Raw genomic sequence first — 21,387 nt, 5'->3', positions numbered from 1 at the left:
CCCCGAACGGAGGAGGCGCTCCCAGTGGAGCACGAGAACTGGCGTCACGACGCGGCCTGCCGCGACGAGGACCCCGATCTGTTCTTCCCCATCGGCAACACCGGGCCTGCCCTGCTGCAGGTGGCCGAGGCCAAGGCCGTCTGCGCACGGTGTCCCGTCCGGGAGCAGTGCCTCGAGTGGGCCATCGCCCACGGCCAGGACTCCGGGGTCTGGGGCGGCCTCGGCGAGGACGAGCGCCGCGCGCTCAAGCGCCGGACGGCGCGTCAGCGCCAGCGGGCGCAGCACGACTCCGCCTCGTGATCGCCCGCACCGTCCCGGGCCCGGGACGGTGCGGGCGGCGGTACCGGGCTGCCGGCGGTTCCTCGAACACCGTCCTGTGCCGAGTCAGCCGGGGTTCGCCCCCGACAGGGCCAGCACGGCCGCCAGCAGGACGACCGGCAGCAGTGGTGCCGCCGTCCTCGCGGTGCCGACGACGAGGGTGCCGAGGGCGGCCCCGGCCGGGATCGCCGCGAGCAGGGCGGCCCTGCCCCAGTCCGTTCGGCGGCGCGCCAGGACATCGGTCAGCACGGCGGTGAGGAGCCCGGTCATGTACGTGGTGGAGACGCCCGGCGGCGCGGCGGCCCGGACCGCCGCGCTCTGACATCCCATCGCCAGGGCGGCGGTCCCCAGGAGGACGGTGCGCAGGTGTGCGGGAGGACTGCCGTCGGTCACGAGCCAGCCCGCCAGGACCCCGCACAGCAGCAGCAACTCGCCGCCGAGCAGCGCGCGTACGCCCGTCCGGTTCCGGTGTTCGCAACGCTCGCGGTACCGGGCGCCGAGGAGTACCCCGGTGACGTATCCGGCGAGCGCGACGAGGGAGTTCCGCGCCAGATCGGGGTCGGAGCCACCGACCGCGATCCCGACCAGGGCGAGGTTGGCGGTCATCACGCTGACGAACACCCCGCCGAGGGCCAGGAAGCTGATCGCGTTCAGGGCCCCCGTCAGCAGGGTCAGCATCAGGAACTGCGCCCGGGACCGCGGACCCTCCGGCTTCGCGGGCGACGACACGGGTGTCTCCATCCGGGCACCTCCCTGGAAACGCGCACGCGCCTGCGCGGTGCGGCGAACGGGATCGGCTGAAGTCCCGCCCCGCTCCGGCCCACCTCGACGGTCAGCCTAAGGGCAATACCGGTGACTTTGGTGGTTTCTGGTCGTTGGGTGGGTTGTGCCAAGACCGGGTCAGGTGAAGTCGTCGGGGGTTGATCGGTTCTCGGATCGGATCGCGTTGGGGGTGCTGACGCGGGCGTTTCCGCCGGAACTGGTCGACGAGGTGGTCGCCGAGTGCGGCAGGGTCGAACAGCGGACGCGGCTGCTGCCGGCACGGGTGGTGGTCTACTTCGTCCTGGCGATGTGTCTGTTTTTCGGGCAGGGCTATGAAGAAGTGGCCCGGCTTCTGGTCCAGGGGCTGGAGCGCGAAGGCCGGTGGGTGAAGACCTGGCGGGTGCCCACGACGGCGGCGATCGGCCGGGCTCGTCTGCGGCTTGGTCCGGAGCCGTTGCGGGCCCTGTTCACGCGGGTGTGCCGGCCGGTGGCGGTTGCGCGAACGCAGGGTGCCTGGTACCGGCGGTGGCGGCTGGTCGCGGTGGACGGCACGGTCTTCGACGTTCCGGACACCGCGGCGAATGCCCAGTTCTTCGGGCGCCCCGGTACCAGTCGCGGGCAGGGCCGCAGTGCGTATCCGCAGGTGAGGGTGGCGGCCCTGGCCGAGTGCGGCACTCATGCCGTGTTCGCGGCCGAGGTCGGACCGCTCAAGGTCCACGAGAGCGTCCTGGCTCAGCGGCTGTTTCCCGTGCTGACGAAGGGCATGCTGGTGCTCGCCGACCGGGGCTTTTGCGGTCTCGACCTGTGGCGTGCTGCGAAGGCGGGCGGTGCGGACCTACTGTGGAGGGTCCGCAGCGTCGTGGTGCTGCCGGTCCTCGAAGCCCTCCCCGACGGGTCCTACCTGTCGGAGATCGTTGCCAAGCGGGACCACTATCGGCGCGCGGACCCCGAGCGGGTGCGGGTGATCGAGTACACCCTCGGCCCACGCGGTGGTGACGGCACCGTCTACCGGCTGATCACCACCCTCCTCGACCCCGCCCAGGCACCGGCCGAGGAGCTTGCCGCCCTCTATGCCCAGCGGTGGGAGATCGAGAACACCCTGGACGAGATCAAGAACCACCAGGGCGTCCCGGGGATGGTGCTGCGTTCCCGGTACCCACGCGGCGTCGAACAGGAGATCTTCGCGTTCCTGCTGGTCCATCACGCGCTGCACGACCTGATGCACCAGGCCGCTCTCAAGGCCGGGCACGATCCCGACCGGATCTCCTTCACCCGCACCCTTCGCGTCGTCCGCCGCCACGTGACCGGGCAGGCGGCGCTTTCCCCCCTCGCGACTGGCCTGGTCCACCGCCCAGAGCCTGCGTGAGATCACCGAACGGCTGCTGCCCGCACGGCGGTTACGCTCCAACCCCCGCGTGATCAAACGCAAAATGTCCAACTGGGCCCTCAAACGAGCCGAGCACCACGGCCCACCACGGCCAGACACCCCGACGGTCCGGCTGGTCGAGCCAACCAGAGCCACTTCAACCAGCCGGAAAACAACCTAAATCACCGGTATTGAGCCTAAGGGCAGTTTCCGGGAGAATCGGGCGGGCGGCGGACGGCGCGGCCGAGGAGGCGACATCGATATCGGCCCGCCGCGGAAGCGTTGGACGGAGGCGTCGTACAGACCGCTCGCGTTCCGGCGCGCCGGGGGTGGAGGTCCCGTTCCAGTCGGCGATGGCGACGGGACCCTGCTCAGTCGGCGATGTCGACGCCGTAGCCGCGGGCGAGCGCGGCCAGGCCGTGGTCGTATCCCTGACCGACGGTACGGAGGCGCCAGAGGGGGCCGCGACGGTAGACCTCGGTGAGGAGCATGGTGCGCTCGGTGGTCGCGGCATCGAGCGTGGCGTGGACCAAGGGGGCCGCGCTGGTGCCGGGGCCGGCGCTGATGTGGACCGCGCCGACGTGGCCGAAGCGGGGACTGCCGTCGATGGCGGCCGCGAGGACGACGCCTCTCGCGGAGGGGGGAAGCGCGGCGAGGTCGATGCTGATGGTCTGTTCGGTCGGGCCGTCGCAGTGCAGCCGCACGGTCCCGCCCGGGTTCTCCGGGGCTCCGTAGAAGACGAAGTCCTCGTCGTTGGAGACCTGTTCGTCCTCGTCCACCACGAAGGCGACCACGTCGATCTCGCAGGCGGCCTGCTGTGCCCAGGAGGCGGTCACGGTCCAGCGCGGCGTCTGCGCGGGACCGCTGGGGGACGGGATGTCGATCACGCCGCCACGCGGGAGCACATGCGTCGTCGTACGGCGGCCGGAGGGGCGTCGCGGGACGTCCGGCGCGTCGAGCCAGGCGGCGGGGTGCGTGGGGAAGGCCAGCGAGGTGACCCGGCGCATACGCCGGTCGGCGTCGCTCCCGGCGAGGAGGACGACGTCGGTGACGCTCGCCGACAGATTGACGGCCGCGGCCCCTCCGAGCTCGACGATCCGGGTCCGCGCCGCGACCGCCTCGGGGTGCGTACCGCCGAGCACCAGCACGCGCCGCCCGGACAAGGGGCCGCGCGAGCCGCCGGCGCGCCGGACCGTCCGTGGCGCACGCGGCGCTTCGGCCGTCGCCTCCTCGGACACCGACGGCGCGGGGGACGTCGCGTCGTCCTGACCGGAGGTGCGCGGTGAGGGAACGGAAACCCGTCCGGGAGCGGAGACCGCCACTCGGGCGCGATCCGGTCCGGCGGTCGTTGCCGGGGCGTCGGCCGGTGGGGGTGCGGCGTCCCCCGGCTCCCCGTGCGGCGTCCCGGGCCGTACGTCCTCCAGGAGGCGCAGGAACGTCGGTTCGTCCACGAGCGGTACGCCCTCGGCCCGTGCCCGCCGGGCCTTGGCCGACCGGGCCGAAGGGTCGTTGGTGACCAGGACACTCGTGTGTCCGCTCACGGAGGCCATCATGTTCAGCCCGGCCGCGACGGCCCGGCCGACCAGTTCCGCGCGTGAGGTCCGGGTGTCTCCTGTGACGGCGACCTTCATCCCCTGCACCAGCGGCCCGCTCCCCGTGAGCCGACCCGGGTTGCGGAAGGCGCACGGTGTCCTGGGCGGGTTCGGGGCGAACCGGGGATCCTGCCGCGGTGGGCAGGCCACCAGGGGCAGCGGCAGATCGAGCCGCGCCGCCTCCCGCAGGGAGGCGCGCAGGATTCCGGCGAGTACCCGTGTGTCGTCGAGGGCGTCGTGGGCCCGGGTCTGCGGGACGCCGTAGTGCGCGGCGAGGGTGCCCAGTTTCAGGTCGTCCGTGGGGGGATCCACCCGGCGGTTCAGCGCCAGTGTGCACAGCCGTCGGTCGACGGGCAGCCGCATGCGGGCCCGGGCGAACTCGTGCGCCAGGAAGTCGTAGTCGAACTGGGCGTTGTGCGCGACCAGGACCCTGCCCTGCAGCAGGCCGCCGATGCGTCCGGCCACCTGGTCGAAGGTCGGGGCGTCCCGCAGCCGTTCGGCCGTCAGCCCGTGGATGTGCACGGGCCCGGGGTCACAGCCGGGGTTGAGCAGTGTCGAGAACTCACCGGTCTGCTCACCGTCCGGCCCCAGGGTCACCACGGCCACGGAGAGCACCCGGTCGTTCCGGGGAACGAGCCCGGAGGTCTCCACGTCCACCAGAGCCCAATCGAAGGCGAATCCGGGCAGGTCGGCCGGCTTGAAAGCAGGCGAGGCGAGCGACATGGCGGTAAGGATGATGCGTCAATGCCCGGCCTTGCAACCCGTATGATGCATCGTCCGGATTCGTTCCCCGACTCCCCTCCGGCCGGTGTTCCTCCTCAGGAGTGCAGGAACTCCTCCAGCCCCGTCAGCAGCCGATCCACGTCCTCCCCGTCGCTGTACGGAGCCGGGCCGACGCGGAGGCCGCCAGGAGGAAGTGCGCGGTCCCGGCGGCGAGGGCGGGGCGCCTGATCACCGGTGACCGGGTGACCGTGACCACGGACGCCGCGGGCAGACGCAGCGCTTCCGTGGAGCCCGGCGCCGGGCGGCTCCCGGTAGGTGCCGACCGGCTTCGAGCGCACCGAGTACGTCTCCGGCCGGCGACACGGCCTGGGGGCACAAGGTCCACCACGAGACCTTCGGTCAGGACCGCGAACTGACCGTCGGCATGCGCAGCGCACCGCGCACCTACCGCGCCGGTGAGCGGCTGAAGGAGACCTGGCAGGGAGCGGTCGTCCGGCCGTCGATCCCGCGCGGCGCCGGGCTCGCCTCCGTCCGTGACGGCAACGTCCTCGCCCTGCGCATCCCGGAGTTCACCGACTCGGGATCCGGCCACTGGTCGCCGAGGATCGAGGGCTACTCCGAGGGCGGTCCCGGCGTCAGGAAGCCGGGCGCCGGCGCGGCCCGGCAGGGCGACACGGCCAAGGCGGTCCTGTTCCGCGACGGCAAGGAGATCGCCGGGGCGGGGAGTTCCTGGACGGACTTCGAGGTGCCCGCCGAGGCGGCCGACTACCGGCTGGACCTGTCGACCACCCGGGCCTCGGGCGAGTGGACCTACGGCACCGCGACCGACACGTCCTGGTCCTTCCGGTCCGCGGCGGCCGGCGAGGCGAAGCCGCTCCCGCTGCTCCAGCTCGACTACACCGTCCCGGTGGACGTGCGCAACGAGGTCGGGCCGGGCCGTACCCACACCGTCCGGCTCGCGGTCCGGGCGCAGGACGGGCTCGCCGCACCGAAGGGCGTGGTCATGCAGGTCGAGGCGTCGTACGACGACGGCCGCACCTGGAGCAGGGCCCCCTGCGCGACCGGGGGGCCAACGCCTTCGAGGCAGGTGTGAAGCGCCCCTCCGGCGTGCGCGGCGACGCGTACGTGACACTGCGGGTCGGCGCCCGGGACGCCGCGGGCAACAGCGTGCGGCAGACCGTGACGCGGGCCTACCTGCACCGGGGCTGACCACGGGGCCCGGACGCGGCCTGGTGACCGCCTGCCCGCCCTGGTGCGGTGCGGGGAGGCGTCCGGCCCGTCCGGCCCGTGGCGGCCCCGGGATCCGGGCGGTGCGAATGACGTGATCGCCTTCCGTGGGGGTGGGCCATCACGGCACGGTCCGGGGTGGTGCGGCCGGCAAGGTCAGCCGGCCGCACCACCGACGTCCCCGCCGCTCAGATCCAGTTGCGGCGCGCGGCCTGCCAGCCGAGCTGCATCCGGGTCGCCACCCCGGCGATGTTCATCATGTGCTGGATGCGGCGCTGCACGGTGCGTCTGCTGATGCCCAGCTGCCCGGCGATCGACTCGTCGGTGATGCCGGCGACCATCAGGGACAGCAGATGCTGGTCGGCGGCCGTCAGCGCGTCGGCTTCGGCCTCCAGGCCCGGCCCGCCGATCTGCCCCTCCGCGGTCACCCGCAGCGGGGCCCCGATCTCCCAGTACCGCTCGAACAGCGCGACGAGGGCCTCGACCAGGCTGCTGCCGCGGACGACGGCCGCCGTCACCACGCGCGGGTCGCCCGCCGGACCGGCCGGTGCCAGCGGGCAGATGGCCACAGACCGGTCGGCGATCGCCATCCGCAGTGGCAACGCCGGTACGGCGCGCGCCGCTTCGCCCGCACGCACCGCCCTGACTACGTTGTCAACGGACCCGGAGTCGTCGAAGAACGCCTGCTCGTACAGGACCCGGTAGCCGACGCCGCGCGCCAGGGCGGCGAACTCGGCCCGGTTCGTGCCGGACGGCATGGCCACGTACTGGGCCCTGCAGAACCACAGCAGCTCCTCGCGGGCGCTGTCCTGGACCTGCCGCAGCCGCTGGCGCAGCCCCCCGGCCCCGGTGATGAGCTCGACCACGTCGCTCGCGTCGCGGATCCAGGCGTTGCGCCGGTAGGCCTCCATGAGTTCGGACACCGCGGCACGCGCCTTGTCCAGGTCGTCGGCGTGGCGCTCGATCCTGGGGCGCAGGGCGAGGTCGGGCGGGTTGGCGGCGAACCGCCCCGGAACCCCCTCCACCCCGCGGGCCAGGCCCTTGTGCTCCAGCGCGACGAGCAGCCGCCCGGCGGTCCCGGCGTCGAGGCCCGTCGTCGTGGACACCTCGTCGGCCGACGCCGCGACGGCGGCGACCAGTGCGCGGTACACGTCGGTCTCCGCGGCCGACAGTCCCACCGCCTCCAGCATGTTGTTCCTCCCCAGCCCCTGCCGGTCGTGCCGGCGTCACACTGCCACTGCCCCCGCACACTTCGACACCGCGGACCGGCGTCCCGTTCCGCTCGCACCGTCCCGCCGCCGGGTCCCCCTGCACGGAAGCGGACGGACTGTGCCGGGACGAGGATGGCACGGCCGCGCGTGTTCCGGATCAGGAGACCCGCTCAGAGCAGCTGGTCGATGGTGATCGGCAGGGAGCGGATGCGGCGCCCGGTCGCGTGGTGGACGGCGTTGGCGACGGCCGCGGCGACACCGACCAGCCCGACCTCGCCGATTCCCTTGGTGCCGATGGGCGTCGCCGGGTCGGGACCGCCGACGAAGATCACCTCCATGTCGGGGACATCGGCGTTGACGGCCACCAGGTAGTCGCCGAACGTGGCGTTGGCGATGCGCCCGGTTCCCGGGTCGGTGGCGGTCTCCTCGAACATCGCCTGACCGATGCCGCCGACCGTGCCTCCGACGATCTGGCTCGTGGCGGTCTTCTCGTTGAGGATGCGCCCGCCGTCGATGGCCGAGACCACCCGCGCCACCCGCAGCAGCCCCAGGTCGGGGTCGACGCGCACCTCGACGAACTTCGCGCCGAAGGCTCCGGCTGTCGCCATGCCTCCCCCGTCGGGCCGGGGAGGTGTGCTCCTGCCGTCGGCGCTCAGTTCCTCCAGTCCGTGGCGGGCCAGGACGTCGGTGTACGACTCGCCCCGGTCCGGGGCTCCCGTTCGGTGGATGCGCCCGCCGGCGACCGACACCTCTTCCGGCGCCGCACCGCGCAGCGGTGAGTCGGCGTCGTCCTTCACCACGTCCAGGAACTCCCGCACGAGGTTCCGGCAGGCGGCGCCGACGGCGTTGCCGAGGCCGCTCGTGAGCCCGGAGCCGCCCGCCTGCGGGGCGTAGGGCAGGTCGGAGTCGCCGAGGTCGAAGTGCACCCGCGAGACGTCCAGGCCCAGCAGCTCGGCGGAGAGCTGCGTCATGACCGTGTACGTGCCGGTACCGATGTCGGTCGCGGCGCTGCGCACATCGGCGGACCCGTCGCGGTGGACGGACGCCCGGGCCTGGCACGGCACCTGGTAGTGCGGGTAGGAGACGCCGGCCATCCCGTAGCCGACCAGCCACCGGCCGTCCCGCATGGAGCCCGGCCGCGCGTCGCGCCGCGACCAGCCGAACCGCTCGGCCCCCTGCAGATAGCAGTCCCGCAGGGCCTTGCTGGACCAGGGCAGCCCGAGCAGCGGATGCTCTTCGCAGTAGTTGCGCAGACGCAACTCCACCGGATCCATGCCGAGTTCGTGGGCGAGCTCGTCGAGGGCCGACTCGAGGGCGAAGTTGCCCTGTCCCTCCGCGGGAGCCCGCATGGAGCCGGGGCAGGGGATGTTCAGCCGTACCTGCCGGTCCTGCGTCCTGACGTTGGGGCAGGCGTACGAGACGGCCGAGCAGGCGGACACGGGCTCGTAGTCGTCGTCCTCCATGGCGACCGAGGAGACGCCCTCGTGGGCGATGGCGATCAGGTCGCCCGTGCGGGTCGCGCCGATCCTGATCTGCTGGACGCTGTCGGGCCGGTGGCCGACGGAGGTGAACATCTCGGGCCGGGTCAGCACGAGCTTCACCGGCTTGCCGACCACGCGCGCGGCGAGCACGGTGAGGATCACATGGGGCCACACGCGGAGTCCGGCCCCGAAACCGCCGCCGACGTAGGGGGCGAGGACCCGGATCCCGCTCTCGGGGACCTTGAAGACCGCGGCGAGCGTGGCCCGGACGTTGTGGGGCCACTGGGTGGAGTCGTGGACGGTGAGGGAGTCGCCGTTCCAGGCGGCGACGGTCGACATCAGGCCCAGTGGGTTGTTGGTGTTGTCCGGGGTGGTGAAGGTGCCCCCGACGACGACGTCCGCGGCGGCGAACCCGGCGTCGACGTCGCCCCGGTCGGAGTCGAGTCCCCAGGGGTTCTCGACGACCGGCGCACGCGGGTCGTGGACGTCGAGCAGCGGCTCGGTCCGCTCGTAGTCGACGTGCACCAGCGACGCTGCGTGCCGGGCCTGTTCCGGGCCGGCGGCGACCACGATCGCGATGTGCTGTCCGTGGTGGAGGACGCGGTCGTCCTGGAGCGGGGTGGGCGGGGACGAGCCGAGGAGCGTCATCGGCCCGGGCTCCAGCCTGGGGGCGGTCAGATGGGTGATGACGGCCTGGACACCGGCCGCTGTCTCCGCCGCGGAGGTGCCGATCCCGCGTATGCGTCCGGCGGCGACGGTGCTGTGCACCAGAGCGGCGTGGACGAGACCCGGGTAGCCGAAGTCGTTGGGGTAGTGGGCCTTGCCGGTGACCTTCATGGGCGCGTCGACCCGGTCCAGGCCCGGGCCCACGGCCCTGGCGGCTTCGAGGGTGGTCATGACTCGGCTCCTGCCACTGTCTCGAGGGTGCGGATGAGCGTGCGCTGGGCCAACTCGACCTTGAACGCGGTGCCGGGCAGCGGGCGGGCGCCGCCGAGGGCCGCCCGGGCTGCGGCCAGGAAGGTGCCGGAGTCGGCGGGTGCGTCGTGCAGCACGTCCTCGGCGTCCCACGCCCGCCAGGGAACGGTGCCGACGCCGCCGAGCGCCACGCGCGCCTCCCGGATGACGCCGTCCTCCACGACCAGCGCCACTCCCGCCGAGGTGAGCGCGAACTCGTACGACACCCGGTCCCGGACCTTGAGGTAGTGGGACCGCGCCGCAGCGGGGAGCAGCGGGATCTCGACCGCGGTGATCAGCTCCCCGTGCCTCAGTACGTTCTCGATGTGCGGGGTGTCGCCGGGCGGCAGATAGAACTGCGTCAGGGGTACGCTACGGGCGCCTTCCGCACCCCGGACGTGGACGAGGGCGTCGAGCGCCGTCAGCGGCACGGCCACGTCCGAGGCGTGCAGGGCGATGCAGTGGTCGCTGGTGCCGAGTACGGCGTGCATCCGCTGGACACCGGCGATCGCGGCGCACCCGGATCCCGGACTGCGCTTGTTGCAGGCGGCCACGGTGGGGTCCCTGAAGTACCGGCACCGGGCGCGCTGCAGAAGGTTCCCGCCGATGGTGGCCATGTTGCGCAGCTGCGTGGAGGCCCCGAGCAGGAGGGCCTCCCGTACGAAGGGCAGCCGCTCCCGCACCACGGCGTCGGCGGCCAGTTCCTCCATGGTCGTCAGCGCCCCGACGCTGATCGTGGAGTCCGCGTGGGAGATGCCGCCGAGCGGCAGGCGGGTGATGTCGACGAGCCGGTCCGGATCCAGCACGCCGTCCTTCATCAGGTCCAACTGCGTTGTCCCGCCCGCCAGATAGGAGGCGCTCGGGTCCTCGGTGACCACGGCCACGGCCTGGTCGGAGTCGGTCGCGCGTACGTACTCGAAGGGACGCATCGTCATCCCTCCGCCAGCGCGTCGCGGATCGCCGCGCGGATGTTGGGGTACGCGCCGCAGCGGCAGATGTTGCCGCTCATGAACTCCCGGATGTCCTCCTCGGTGCCCGCGCGGCCCTCGGCGGCGAGCGAGACCGCCGACATGATCTGGCCCGGAGTGCAGTAGCCGCACTGGAAGGCGTCGTGCCGGGCGAACGCCGCCTGCATCGGGTGCAGTTCACCGTTCGGGGCGAGCCCCTCGATCGTGGTGACCCGGCGTCCCTCGTACTGGGCGGCCAGCGCCAGGCACGCCACCACCCGCTTCCCGTCGGCCAGCACCGTGCAGGCCCCGCAAGCCCCCTGGTCGCATCCCTTCTTCGCACCCGTCAGTCCCAGGTGGTCGCGCAGCGCGTCGAGCAGGGTGACACGGCTGTCCAACCGCAGGCGGTGTTCCGTGTCATTGACGGTGAGGGTGATCTCGACCTGGGGAACTTCGGGAACCGCACCGGTGGAAGAGGTCCCCGCGGCGTCGAGCTGAGTCATGGCACCTCGATTCCGGGGCATGACATCGGCCCCCTGGTCCGGAGAACGAGGAGCCCCTGACATTGCCGTATGGGCCGATGCTATTCCCGGTGCATCCCCCATGCCACATAAGTTGCCTTCTGTCCTGTTCGTCATCGACCGCGCGGCGGCCCGTGCGCGAGGGCGCGGTGCCGTGCTCTTGCCGCGCGCACGGCGCGGCCGAGTCGGTGATGGAGCGACTATAATAATGGAAGTCAATCAACGATTTTGCCTATGTGATGGTTATCTCGCTGATAGGATGGGGTCATGGCAGTGGACGAACCCATGGCGGATGTGACCGAGAGTGATCCTCTGGACCGGCTGGGATTCCTGCTGGCCCGGAACGGCGCCATCGCGAACAGTCGCGTCCACCACGCCTTCGAGTCGTGCGGACTGGCGGCGCGCCAGGGCACGACGCTGATGCTCCTGGGCAAGTCGGGGTTCATGAGTCAGCAGGCCCTGGCGGCGGCACTCTCGGTGGACCCCAGCGTGATGGTCGCGATCCTGAACGATCTGGAGTCCGCCGGGCTCGTGGAGCGCCGCCGCGACCCCTCCGACCGCCGCCGGCACATCGTGGCGATCACCGAGGCCGGCCGTCGTCAACTGGTCAGGGCCCAGGAGGCGGTGGCCGAGGTCGAGCAGGGGCTGTTCGCCGACCTCACTCCCGAGGAGGTCGCGTCGCTCCGCGATCTGCTGGCCCGGGTACGCACGACGCGGAGCGACGAAGTCTGCACCGAGCAGTAGCCGTCGGCGCCGGCCCGTCGGCCCAGGCGCCGTCGTCCTCGCGGCGGTGGGCTCGCCGCCGGTGCGCCGGCGTGCCCGTCCCGCGGGGCCGGGCGTGCTCGGGGCGGTCGGTCCGCCGGATCCGGCCATGCGGCCCTCCGGGCCCGCCGACCCGTCCATGGACCGCCGAACGCGCGGCGCCGGGAGCCGAGTTGGTCGAGCCCTCCCGCGACTACGCGCGTCCTGCTGCGTTGACACAAAGCTGTCGTGCCAGCTGCATCAAGCTGACAGGCTTCCGTCCGTTGTAAGTGCCCGCGCCCTGGCAGGGTCGCACGTGGCGAACATCCCCCACCCGTAAGCCACAACAGGGAGCACACGTGTACCTGATGTCACTTGCGAAGAGACCCCTCCTGACCACACGGGCCGGCCTCGTCGCCGGACTCGCGGCCGTCTCACTCGTCATGACCGCCGGTGCCGCCGCAGCCGTCCCGGTCCCCGCCGCCACATCGGGCGTCCCCGTCACCAACACGACCGCCGCCACCGGTCCCACCGCCGCCGTCCGGAGCGGTACCGGGCTCGCGCATCCGCCGGAAGGCCTCACCCCCGCGGAACGTGCGGCGGCCGAGATCCTCTGCCGCCACCTCGAGCACGCGGCCCGCCACGGTGCCGTACCGGAGGAAGCGCTCGCCTTCTGCAAGCACGTCAACGGCTGGGACTAGGCGGGCGTGCCGCGATGCGGTTTCAGCTGCTCGGACCGCTGAGCATCACCGACGGTTCCGACACCGTCGTCCTCCCGCCCTCCAAACCGACCATCCTCCTCGCCTCCCTGCTCCTGCACGCCAACACCGTCGTCTCGGTCGAGTACCTCCAGCGCACCATGTGGGGCGAGGAGCAGCCCGCTACGGCCAGAGCGGCACTGCAGACGTGTGTACTGCGGCTGCGGCGGCTGTTCGTGAAGCACGGTGTCACCGGCGCTCCGATCGAGGCCGTACCCGGCGGCTACCGCATCTGTGCGGGGCCGGAATCCCTCGACCTGATCGGCTTCCGGGAGGGGGTGCGTCTGGCCGCCGCGTACGCCCACGACCCGGGGAGGGAACTGCACACCCTGGAGGAGGCGCTGTCGCTGTGGCAGGGGCCGCTGCTCGCGAACGTGCGCTCGGACGTGCTGCGTCGGGACGAGGTTCCGAGGCTCGCGGAGGAGCGACTGCGAAGCGTCGAGAAGGTCTGCGACCTGCAACTCGCCCTGGGACGCTGCGGTGAGGCACTGGTCGCCCTGTGGGGTGTCACGCGCGCCCATCCGGGCCACGAGCGCTTCCGCGAGCAGCTGATCGAGGCGCTGTACCGGAGCGGCCGGCAGACGGAGGCGCTGGCGGAGTACCGGAGGGTGAAGGCGTATCTCCGGTCCGAACTGGGCGTCGACCCGTCACCGGCGCTGCAGGAACTGGAACTGGCCATCCTGCGCGGCGACGACCTCGGGCGCGCCGTTCCGGCTCTCACGGCGGTGGTCCCGTCGCGGCTCCCGCTTCCGGTGGCGGCCGGGCGGCGGGCCGCGCCACCCCCTCCGTCCGCGGCGCCGGTCGTGCCCCTGCAGGCGGAGCCGGGCCAGGGCGCGGTGTCCGGCGCCGCTCCGGTGACGGACGGCGCGGACGCTCCGGGACACGTCTCGCGGCGTACTGCTCCGGTGATGCCTCGCCCCGACGCAGTACCGCCCCCGGGACGGCCCGGCGGCGCTCCGGGCGACGGCGGTGAGTCCGGCCCGTCGGCGACCGCGCGGGCGCTTCCCGCGCCGGCGGCCGACGGAGCCGCCGACGTTCCCCTGCCCGCTGCCGGAGACGGGAACGCCGCCGCCGGCGCGGTGCCCGTCGCCCGGTCGGCGGCTCCGGCGCGCGGGCCGGTGGGGACGCCCGCGCACGGCGCGGCGTCCGTCCTCCCCGGTACGTCGGCCGCGAGGCGTCCGGTGCCGGGAGACGGGGACACCGGGCCGCTTCCGCTGTCGTCCCCCCGGAGTGCGTCCCACGCCCTGCGCGGGGAGGGCGCGCCGGTCGTCGAGCCCGTACCACCCGTTCCGGCGTTCACGGGCCGGGCCTCCGAGACCGCGGCCCTCAGCGGGCGCCTCACCGGGCGGGAGGGACACGAGGCGGCGACCGTCGTGGTGTCCGGGGCGCCCGGGATCGGGAAGACCGCACTCGCCCGGCGGGTGGCCCACCTCGCGGAGAACCGGTTTCCCGGCGGGCGGTACCTCGTTCGCATGGTCCGCCCCGACGGCGTGCCGCTCACCGCACGCGAGGTCACGGCGGAGGTCACGGCCGCCGTCGGAGAGCCGCACGCCCGTGGCCGGATCCTGCTGGTCCTCGACGACGTGCTCGACGGCGACCAGGTGCTGCCCCTGCTGCACACGCGCCCCGACGCCGCCGCCCTCGTCACCAGCAGAAGAGGACTCGCCGGGCTGATCGCCGCGCACGGCGGCTGGGTCCAGCGCCTCGGCCCGCTCGCGGAGGACGAATCGTACGATCTGCTGAGGGCCGCGCTCGGCGGTGAACGGGTGGGCGCGGAACCAGATGCCGCCCGCGCCCTGGCCGACGCCTGCTGCCACCATCCGCTCGCCCTCAGGATCGTCACGGCACGTCTGCTCACCCGCCCGGCGCTGCGGCTCGCCGACTGCGCGGAGTGGCTGTCCGGAGACCCGCTGGCCCGGCTCTCCCTGCCCGGCTCGCCGCACATGTCCCTCCGTCAGGTGCTCGACGCTGCGCTCGGCCGGCTCGACGCGGAGGCCGCCCGCGCCTTCCTCCGCATCGGCGCGCACACGACCGGCGGACTCCACGCCTGCGACGGCGCCGCCCTGCTCGGTCTGCCCCTTCGCGAGACCGAGGACCTTCTCGAAGGGCTGGCGGACGCCGGACTGCTCGAAGAGGGGCCGCCCGGCCCGTACCGCATGCACGACCTCCTGCGCCTCTACGCGCGCGGCAACGACTCGCCGTCCGTCCGTCCCACACAGAAGGTGTGACCCCATGCCCACCGACGTCATCGAAGCAGACGACGCAAGAGAAGCCGGTTCCACGAAGAAGGGCGCAGCCCCGGTGGCGAACACGGGATCACCGGATGCGGTGGGATCGCCGGACGGAGCGGGAACATCGGATACCACGGGATCGCCGGGCGCAGCGGGCCCGGCCGAAGGCCCGGGCTCGGCCGACGGCGCGGGGACGCCGGACGCAGCGAAGACGCCGCACGGCGCCGGCTCGGCCGACGGCGCGGAGGCGTCCGACGGAACGGGGGCCGACGGGGGCGCCGGCGCCCCCGAGGAATCCCGCGCGGGCCGTACGCCGTTCGACACGCTCGCCGCCACACGGCCCCGGATCCGCCGCGACGTGCTGTTCACCGAGACTCCGGGCGGCGTTCTCTTCCACAACGCCGACGGCGGCTTCCATCTGACCGGGCGGACCGCCTACCGGTTCGCGTCGCTGATGGTGCCCCACCTCACCGGCGACCACAGCCTCGCCGAACTGTGCACGGGATTCGGCGCCCCGCAGCGCGGGATGGCCGCCGAACTGGTCCGGACCCTCTACGAGCGCGACTTCGCACGGGACGTACCGCTCACCGACGACGACCCGGGAAGCGGGCCGGGTGAGGCGGCCGCACGCCGCTACGCCACCCAGATCGCCTACGTCGACCACTACACCGACCGTGCCCCCGAGCGCTTCCGCCGCTTCCGGGACACCGCCGTCGCGGTGCTCGGCGACGACGCGGTCGCCCGCTGGTGCGCCCTGAGCCTGGTCCGCAACGGCTGCGCCAGGATCGCCCTCGCCGCTGACTTCCCCGAGGTGGCCGCAGAAGCGGCGGAAGCCGTCGACGACGGCTGTCCCGTGCGCACCGACCGGCTCCCCGCCGAGCCCGAGTGGCCGGAACTCGCCGACCACGACACGGTCGTGGTCACCGGGGCGGGTGCCGCGAGGCGCGTCCACCGACTGCTGGCCGCCGGCGTCCCCGAGGGCAAGACCCTCATTCCCGTGTGGGCGTTCGGCGAACTGGCCGTCACCGGCCCGCTCGCCACCGCGGGTTCCACCGGGTGCTGGTCCTGCGCCCTGCTCAGGCTCGGAGCCAACCACGACGCCGGCGCGGCCGCCGCACTCTGGAGCGAGGTGGCGGGCGCCGCGGCCGAACCCGGCCGCCCCGCCGGGGAGGGGCCGCTCGACGGACCCGTCGCCGCCATGACGGGGAATCTGCTCGCCTACGAGATCTTCCGGATCGCCACCGGAGCCCTGCCGGCCGAGACGGACCGGCAGGTCCTGCTCCAGAACCTCCAGTCCCTCGACGTCGTCGCCGAGCCCCTGCTGCCCCACCCCCGCTGCTCGCTGTGCGGCCCCGGGAGGCCACGGCCCGCCACCGGGACCGCCGGGGAGAGCGCGACCGGCGTCCTGCCCGGCAGCAGGCCGGGGACGACGTCCGGGCCGCCCGGTGCGCTCGCCGTCCCCGCCACGGCGAGCGTGGAGACCGCGCGTGACGCCGAGGACACCGTCGACGCGCTCAACCGCACCAGCACCGCCCTCGTGGGTGCCTTCGCCGGAGTCTTCGCCCGCTTCGACGACGAGACGCTGACCCAGACCCCGCTCAAGGTCGCGCGTCTCGAACTCGCCCTCGCCCCGGGAGAACGCCGCACGATCGCCGCCTTCGACGTGCACCACCTCGCCGGGGCCCGGACGCGGGCGCTGCGCCTGGCTGCCGAGACGTACGTCGAGCACGTCGTTCCGGTACGGCTCCTGGCCGGCGCCGGGGCGGACCTGCCCGCCGTGGCACCGGCCGCACTCACCACCGGGGCCGGCACCGCGACGGCATCGGAGGTCGCCGCCTGGGTTCCGGCCACGTCGCTGCTCACCGGCGAACGCGTGAAGGTGCCGGCCGCCGCCGTACGGCCGTTCGGCGCGTACAACCGCGAGCGGATCGTCCTCGCGACCTCCGCCGGAGCGGGCTCCGGCGGCACCGACGGAGAGGCGGCGGGAAGCGGTCTGCTGTCGGCCGTCGCCCACGACGCCCTGCTGTGCGCGCTGCGCGGGACGGCCCGGACCGCGACGGTGGCACCGGACGACGACCCCGAACTCGTCTTCCTGCTCAAGTCCGCGGTCAACCTGGGAATCGAGGCGCACCTGCTCGACCTCGGCGAGGACGCACGCACCGGCTGCGCCGCCGTGCTCGCCCGCGAGGCCGGCGGACCGGCCGCGCGCTGGGCCGTCGCCGCCGGTCTCTCCCGCAGGGAGGCGTGCTGCGCCGCCCTGCGGGATCTGCTGGGCGCGGTCCAGCTGACCGCCGACGACTCCGGGTGCGCGGTCGACACCGGAGATCCGCTCGTCCCCGAACTGGCCGCGGGCACCCTCACCGCCACGGACGGGCCCGTACCGGCCGGCGCCCCCGGTACGACGTTCGACGCCGTCCTCGACCGGCTGCGTGCGGGTGGTCGGGACGCGCTGTACGTCCCGACCACCCCGGGCGATCTGCCCGCCGGCGGCATCGCCACCGCACGTGTCCTGCTCACTCGGGGCCGGGGAAACGGCACCGATGCCCGCTGACACGAACACGCCCGCGACCGTCGTGAGTGCGTCCACGACGGCCGTGCAGGCGTCGGCGCCCGCGACTGCCGCGATCCCGACCACCACCGCGCCCGCTGCGTCGCAAGGCCCGACCACCACCGCGCCCGCAACTGCCGCGACCGCACCGACAACCACTCCGCCGGACTCCCCGGCCACGGCCCGTGACCGGTCCTGCGAGGAACTGGCCTTCCTCCTGGGCCCCGCGCTCGCCCGGCACGGCATCCGTGCTCGGCCCGACGTCGCCGCCCTGGGCGTGCGCGACGCCTTCGCCCCGGCCGTGACCGACGCGGCCGGGCGGGACGCCGTGCGGACGACGGCCGGACCTGAGGACCCGCGGGCGGTGGCCGGGGCCGGCGCCCCCCGCGCCGAGGCAGGGGTGGACGCCCTCCGTGCCGCGGCCGGGCCGGACGCCCCCCGCGCCGCCGGGACCGAACCCCCCGTGACCGTCCGGGTGTACGGCCACCACGCCCTCCTCGGGCCTCTCGGATCCGGCCGCGACGGGGAGTCCCGCCGCCCCTGCGCTCACTGCCTGGAGCGGCGCTGGCAGGCCGTGCGGTCGGTGGCCCTGCGGGAGGCGCTGGAGCTGGGCTCCGGCACCAGGGCCGCGGGCCGGCTCCCGTACGTCACGCCGTTCGCCGCGGACGCGCTCGCCGCCCTGGTCGCGGGCCTCGTCGCCGGTCCAGGCCCCCGTACCGGCCTCTTCCCGCCCGTGCACCTCGTGGACCTACGGTCCCTGACGGTACGTCACTACCCGCTGGTGCCCGATCCGGAGTGCCCACGTTGCGCGGTGCCGGAAGAGGACACCCCGGAGGCCGCCGCCCTCGCCCTCCTTCCCGCGCCCAAGGTCCGCCCGGACAGCTTCCGGGTCCGCGACATCGGCGACTACGGCCTGACCGTCGAGCCGTTCGCCAACCCGCTGTGCGGCGCGCTCGGGCCGTCCGTCGTCCACGACGTGTCGTCCACGTCCACCTCCGCCACCATCGGCTGCTTCTCCATGCGGTCCGGCGACTACCTCCGCGAGACGTTCTGGGGCGGACACGCCGACAGCTTCGGCCACAGCGTCCGCATCGGCGTACTGGAAGGGCTGGAGCGGTACGCCGGGATGCGCCCGCGTGCCAAGCGCGCCCGCGTGACGGGCTCGCTCGACGGGCTGCGGGCCCGCGGTGCCCACGCCGTCGACCCACGCGTGTGCGGGCTCTACTCCGACGACTTCCACCGGGCCAACCCGAGGGTCGGACCGTTCACCCCCGATCGCGAGATCCCCTGGGTGTGGGGTTGGTCGCTGCGCGACCAACGCCCCGTCCTGGTGCCCGAGGTACTGACGTACTACCACACTCCCGGCCTGGAGAACCGGTTCGTCCAGGAGAGCTCCAACGGCTGTGCCTCCGGCGGCTGTCTGGAGGAGGCCGTCTACTTCGGGCTCATGGAGGTCGTCGAGCGGGACGCCTTCCTCCTCACCTGGTACGGGCAGGCACGCCTCCCGGAACTCGACCCCCGCACCAGCACCCGCCCCGCCACCCGCCACATGGTGGAGCGGCTGGAGATGTACGGGTACGAGGCCCGGTTCTTCGACACCCGCATCTCCTTCCCCGTACCCGTCGTCACCGGCGTCGCCGTGCGACACGACGGCGGACCCGGCCGGATGTGCTTCGGCGCGGGCGCCGGGCTCGACCCCGAGGCCGCGCTCGCCGGAGCGCTGTGCGAGATCGCCACCGATGCCGTCAACCTGCAGGGCCGCACCGAACGCGACGAGCCGCGGCTGCGTGCCATGGCCGAGGACTTCGACCGGGTCGCCGCCCTCCACGACCACCCGCTCGTCTACGGCATCCCGGAGATGGGACGCCACGCCCGTTTCCTCCTGGGCGAGCCCGGCGAACCCCGCCCGCCCCGGATCGCGATGGAGGAGCTGTACGGTGACGGCTCGGTGCCGCCCGTCTCCGACGATCTGCGCGACGACCTCGTCCGCTGTCTCGACGCGGTCACCGGCGCCGGATTCGACGTGGTCGTCGTGGACCAGACGATGCCCGAGCAGCGCCGGCTCGGACTGCGCACCGTCAGCGTCCTCGTACCCGGCCTGCTGCCCATCGACTTCGGCTGGAGCCGACAGCGCGCCCTCGGCATGCCCCGGATGCGCACGGCCCTGCGGGAAGCCGGCCTGCGGGCACACGACCTCACCCCCGCCGACCTCAACCCCGCGCCGCATCCCTTCCCCTGACCGGGCCCGGCCCGGCACCCCACGACCAAGAAAGCAGGGCACACCATGGGGTACGCCCATGACTACGCCGCCGCCATCATGCGGAGGGGCAGGGTCCCCATGCCGCCGGCGGACTTCGTCCCGGACTGGGCGGACGGTCCGCGGAAGACCAAGTTCTATCCGGGTGCCGACACCGTGCCGCTGCCCGGTCACACCATGCCGTCCGGCGCGACGGTGGGCCGCGGACTGGCCCCGGCCCATGACGGCCCCGAGCGAGCGTTCGACCTGCCGGCCCTGTCCGGCATGCTGCGGGACTCCTACGGTCTCACGGGGCGCCGGCTCGGCGTCCAGGCCAACACCGACCTCGGCGCGCTGCCGTTCCACCCGCTCGCCAACTGGTCCCGCGGTACCGCGTCCGGTGGCGGCCTCTACCCCGTGAGCATCTACTGGGTGTCCGGGCCGAGCGGCCCCCTGCCGCCCGGTGTGCACTACTACGCGACCCGGCACCACGCCATGCAGCGCCTCCTCACCGGCGAGGTCTCCGGTGAGGTGCGCGAGGCACTCGGCGAACCGGCGCCCACCACGCCGGGGGTTCCCACCACGCCGGGGGAGCCGGCCGGGCCGGGCGCGTTCGCCGTGTCCGCGTCGTCCGCCGTTTCCGCCGCTGCGGGTGAGCCCCCGGTGACCGGCGGACCGGCATCCGCCGCCGAACGGGCCGCCGGAACGGACCAGTTCCTCGTGCTCGGCGTCAAGTACTGGCAGAACGCGTTCAAGTACAACTCCTTCTCCTTCCACGCCGTCACGATGGACGTCGGCACCGTCGTGCAGACATGGCGGATCTGGGCCAGGGCACAGGGTCTCTCCGTCGAGCCGCTGATGTGGTTCGACGAGCAGCGGCTCGCCCGGCTGCTGGGGATCCGCACGCAGGACGAGGGGGTGTTCGCCGTCGTACCGCTGCGCTGGCAGGGTGCGCGGGCCAGGCCCGCCCCGCCGGCGTCCACGGCGGCCGTCCGCCGCCGCGACCTCGAACGCTCGCGCACCGTCCTCGCCTTCGACGCCGTCACGAGGATGCAGGAGACGACGGAGGAGCACGCCGCCCGGCGGCCGGCGGCCGGGGCGCTCGCCCCCGCGGCCGCACCCGTCCCCGACCCCGGGCTGCCGGCGGTCCCGCTGCCCGCGCCGCCGGCGCTGGACGCCGATGTGCGCACCGCGATGCGCGACCGCCGCAGCAGCTTCGGCCGTTTCGACGCCGCGCGGCCCCTGAGCGCCGAACAGCTGGCGTCCTGCCTGGCAGCCGCGGCCGCCGGCGCGTCCCTCGGCGGTGACACCGGCACCGGTACCACCCCGATCGCCGGTCTGTACGCCTTCGTCGGCCACACCGAGGGCATCGCCCCCGGCACCTACTCCTACGACGCGGCCGCACACACCCTGCGGCTGGTGAAGGCCGGGCCGCCCGGCACCTTCCTCCAGAGGAACTACTTCCTGGCCAACTACAACCTGGAGCAGACCGGCGCGGTCCTCGTGCCGACCGTCCGCACCCGTGCCGTGCTCGATGCCGTCGGCGACCGCGGCTACCGCATCGCCAACGCGGTGGTCGGCGCGATCTCGCAGAGCGTCTACACCGCCGCCTCCGCACTCGGCGTCGGCTGCGGCGCAGCGCTCGGCTTCGACAACATCTCGTACATCGAGGAACTCGGCCTCGAAAGCACCGGAGAGGCACCCCTGCTGATCATGATGCTCGGCAATGAACGGCCCGGTCCGGCCGACTTCCGTCACGAGATCGTCTGAC

At 73.5% G+C, this 21,387-nt stretch carries 15 protein-coding genes; 9 read left to right on the top strand and 6 right to left on the bottom strand.

Annotation, left to right across the window (positions count from 1 at the left end):
* Positions 1 to 24: 24 nt before the first annotated feature.
* Positions 25 to 300 (top strand): WhiB family transcriptional regulator, encoded by a 276-nt coding sequence (locus O7595_RS02885; RefSeq protein ID WP_269727139.1) that lies wholly within the window; start codon positions 25 to 27, stop codon positions 298 to 300.
* A gap of 84 nt (positions 301 to 384) precedes the next feature.
* On the opposite strand, the gene O7595_RS02880 is transcribed toward O7595_RS02885, so the two are convergent.
* Complete coding sequence (locus O7595_RS02880; RefSeq protein ID WP_269727138.1) at positions 385 to 1,059, bottom strand: YoaK family protein; 675 nt, start codon at positions 1,057 to 1,059, stop codon at positions 385 to 387.
* Between the two features lie 145 nt (positions 1,060 to 1,204).
* Here O7595_RS02880 and O7595_RS02875 point away from each other — a divergent pair, with 145 nt between their 5' ends.
* The gene (locus O7595_RS02875) at positions 1,205 to 2,446 is read left to right on the top strand and encodes an IS4 family transposase (RefSeq protein ID WP_269727137.1); all 1,242 of its coding nucleotides are present in this window, start codon (positions 1,205 to 1,207) and stop codon (positions 2,444 to 2,446) included.
* A 371-nt stretch (positions 2,447 to 2,817) separates the two neighbouring features.
* On the opposite strand, the gene O7595_RS02870 is transcribed toward O7595_RS02875, so the two are convergent.
* Positions 2,818 to 4,761 carry a DEDDh family exonuclease gene (locus O7595_RS02870; RefSeq protein WP_269727136.1) on the bottom strand — a complete coding sequence of 648 codons (1,944 nt, stop codon included), beginning with the start codon at positions 4,759 to 4,761 and terminating at the stop codon, positions 2,818 to 2,820.
* Positions 4,762 to 5,185: 424 nt separating this feature from the next.
* Between O7595_RS02870 and O7595_RS02865 the strand changes: the two genes are divergently transcribed.
* Positions 5,186 to 5,854: a hypothetical protein gene (locus O7595_RS02865; RefSeq protein WP_269727135.1), complete on the top strand. Its 669-nt coding sequence runs from the start codon at positions 5,186 to 5,188 to the stop codon at positions 5,852 to 5,854.
* A 322-nt stretch (positions 5,855 to 6,176) separates the two neighbouring features.
* On the opposite strand, the gene O7595_RS02860 is transcribed toward O7595_RS02865, so the two are convergent.
* From O7595_RS02860 to O7595_RS02845, 4 genes are all read right to left on the bottom strand, one after another.
* Positions 6,177 to 7,178: a helix-turn-helix domain-containing protein gene (locus O7595_RS02860; protein WP_269727134.1), complete on the bottom strand. Its 1,002-nt coding sequence runs from the start codon at positions 7,176 to 7,178 to the stop codon at positions 6,177 to 6,179.
* 191 nt (positions 7,179 to 7,369) lie between these two features.
* Positions 7,370 to 9,577 carry a xanthine dehydrogenase family protein molybdopterin-binding subunit gene (locus O7595_RS02855; RefSeq protein ID WP_269727133.1) on the bottom strand — a complete coding sequence of 736 codons (2,208 nt, stop codon included), beginning with the start codon at positions 9,575 to 9,577 and terminating at the stop codon, positions 7,370 to 7,372.
* Positions 9,574 to 10,563, bottom strand: a complete 990-nt coding sequence (locus O7595_RS02850; RefSeq protein ID WP_269732344.1) for an FAD binding domain-containing protein — start codon at positions 10,561 to 10,563, stop codon at positions 9,574 to 9,576. Before O7595_RS02850 ends, O7595_RS02855 begins: the two co-directional genes overlap by 4 nt.
* A gap of 2 nt (positions 10,564 to 10,565) precedes the next feature.
* On the bottom strand, positions 10,566 to 11,084 hold the full coding sequence (locus tag O7595_RS02845) for a (2Fe-2S)-binding protein (protein WP_269727132.1): 519 nt from the start codon (positions 11,082 to 11,084) through the stop codon (positions 10,566 to 10,568).
* A 285-nt stretch (positions 11,085 to 11,369) separates the two neighbouring features.
* Here O7595_RS02845 and O7595_RS02840 point away from each other — a divergent pair, with 285 nt between their 5' ends.
* From O7595_RS02840 to O7595_RS02815, 6 genes are all read left to right on the top strand, one after another.
* Positions 11,370 to 11,846, top strand: coding sequence for a MarR family winged helix-turn-helix transcriptional regulator (locus O7595_RS02840; protein ID WP_269727131.1), 477 nt, complete (start codon positions 11,370 to 11,372; stop codon positions 11,844 to 11,846).
* Positions 11,847 to 12,211: 365 nt separating this feature from the next.
* A complete protein-coding gene (locus tag O7595_RS02835) occupies positions 12,212 to 12,544 on the top strand; it encodes a hypothetical protein (RefSeq protein WP_269727130.1) in 333 nt (110 codons plus the stop codon).
* Positions 12,545 to 12,558: 14 nt separating this feature from the next.
* Positions 12,559 to 14,829: an AfsR/SARP family transcriptional regulator gene (locus O7595_RS02830; RefSeq protein ID WP_269727129.1), complete on the top strand. Its 2,271-nt coding sequence runs from the start codon at positions 12,559 to 12,561 to the stop codon at positions 14,827 to 14,829.
* A 4-nt stretch (positions 14,830 to 14,833) separates the two neighbouring features.
* Positions 14,834 to 17,383 carry a TOMM precursor leader peptide-binding protein gene (locus O7595_RS02825; protein ID WP_269727128.1) on the top strand — a complete coding sequence of 850 codons (2,550 nt, stop codon included), beginning with the start codon at positions 14,834 to 14,836 and terminating at the stop codon, positions 17,381 to 17,383.
* Positions 17,373 to 19,619 carry a TOMM precursor leader peptide-binding protein gene (locus tag O7595_RS02820; protein ID WP_269727127.1) on the top strand — a complete coding sequence of 749 codons (2,247 nt, stop codon included), beginning with the start codon at positions 17,373 to 17,375 and terminating at the stop codon, positions 19,617 to 19,619. Before O7595_RS02825 ends, O7595_RS02820 begins: the two co-directional genes overlap by 11 nt.
* A gap of 45 nt (positions 19,620 to 19,664) precedes the next feature.
* On the top strand, positions 19,665 to 21,386 hold the full coding sequence (locus tag O7595_RS02815; RefSeq protein ID WP_269727126.1) for a nitroreductase family protein: 1,722 nt from the start codon (positions 19,665 to 19,667) through the stop codon (positions 21,384 to 21,386).
* The last annotated feature ends 1 nt before the right edge of the window (position 21,387 follow it).

Source organism: Streptomyces sp. WMMC940 (genome assembly GCF_027460265.1).
In the GTDB taxonomy this organism is placed as follows: Bacteria; Actinomycetota; Actinomycetes; order Streptomycetales; family Streptomycetaceae; genus Streptomyces.
Note: the sequence above shows the minus strand (reverse complement) of the source record. Positions and strands in the feature narration are given on the sequence as shown.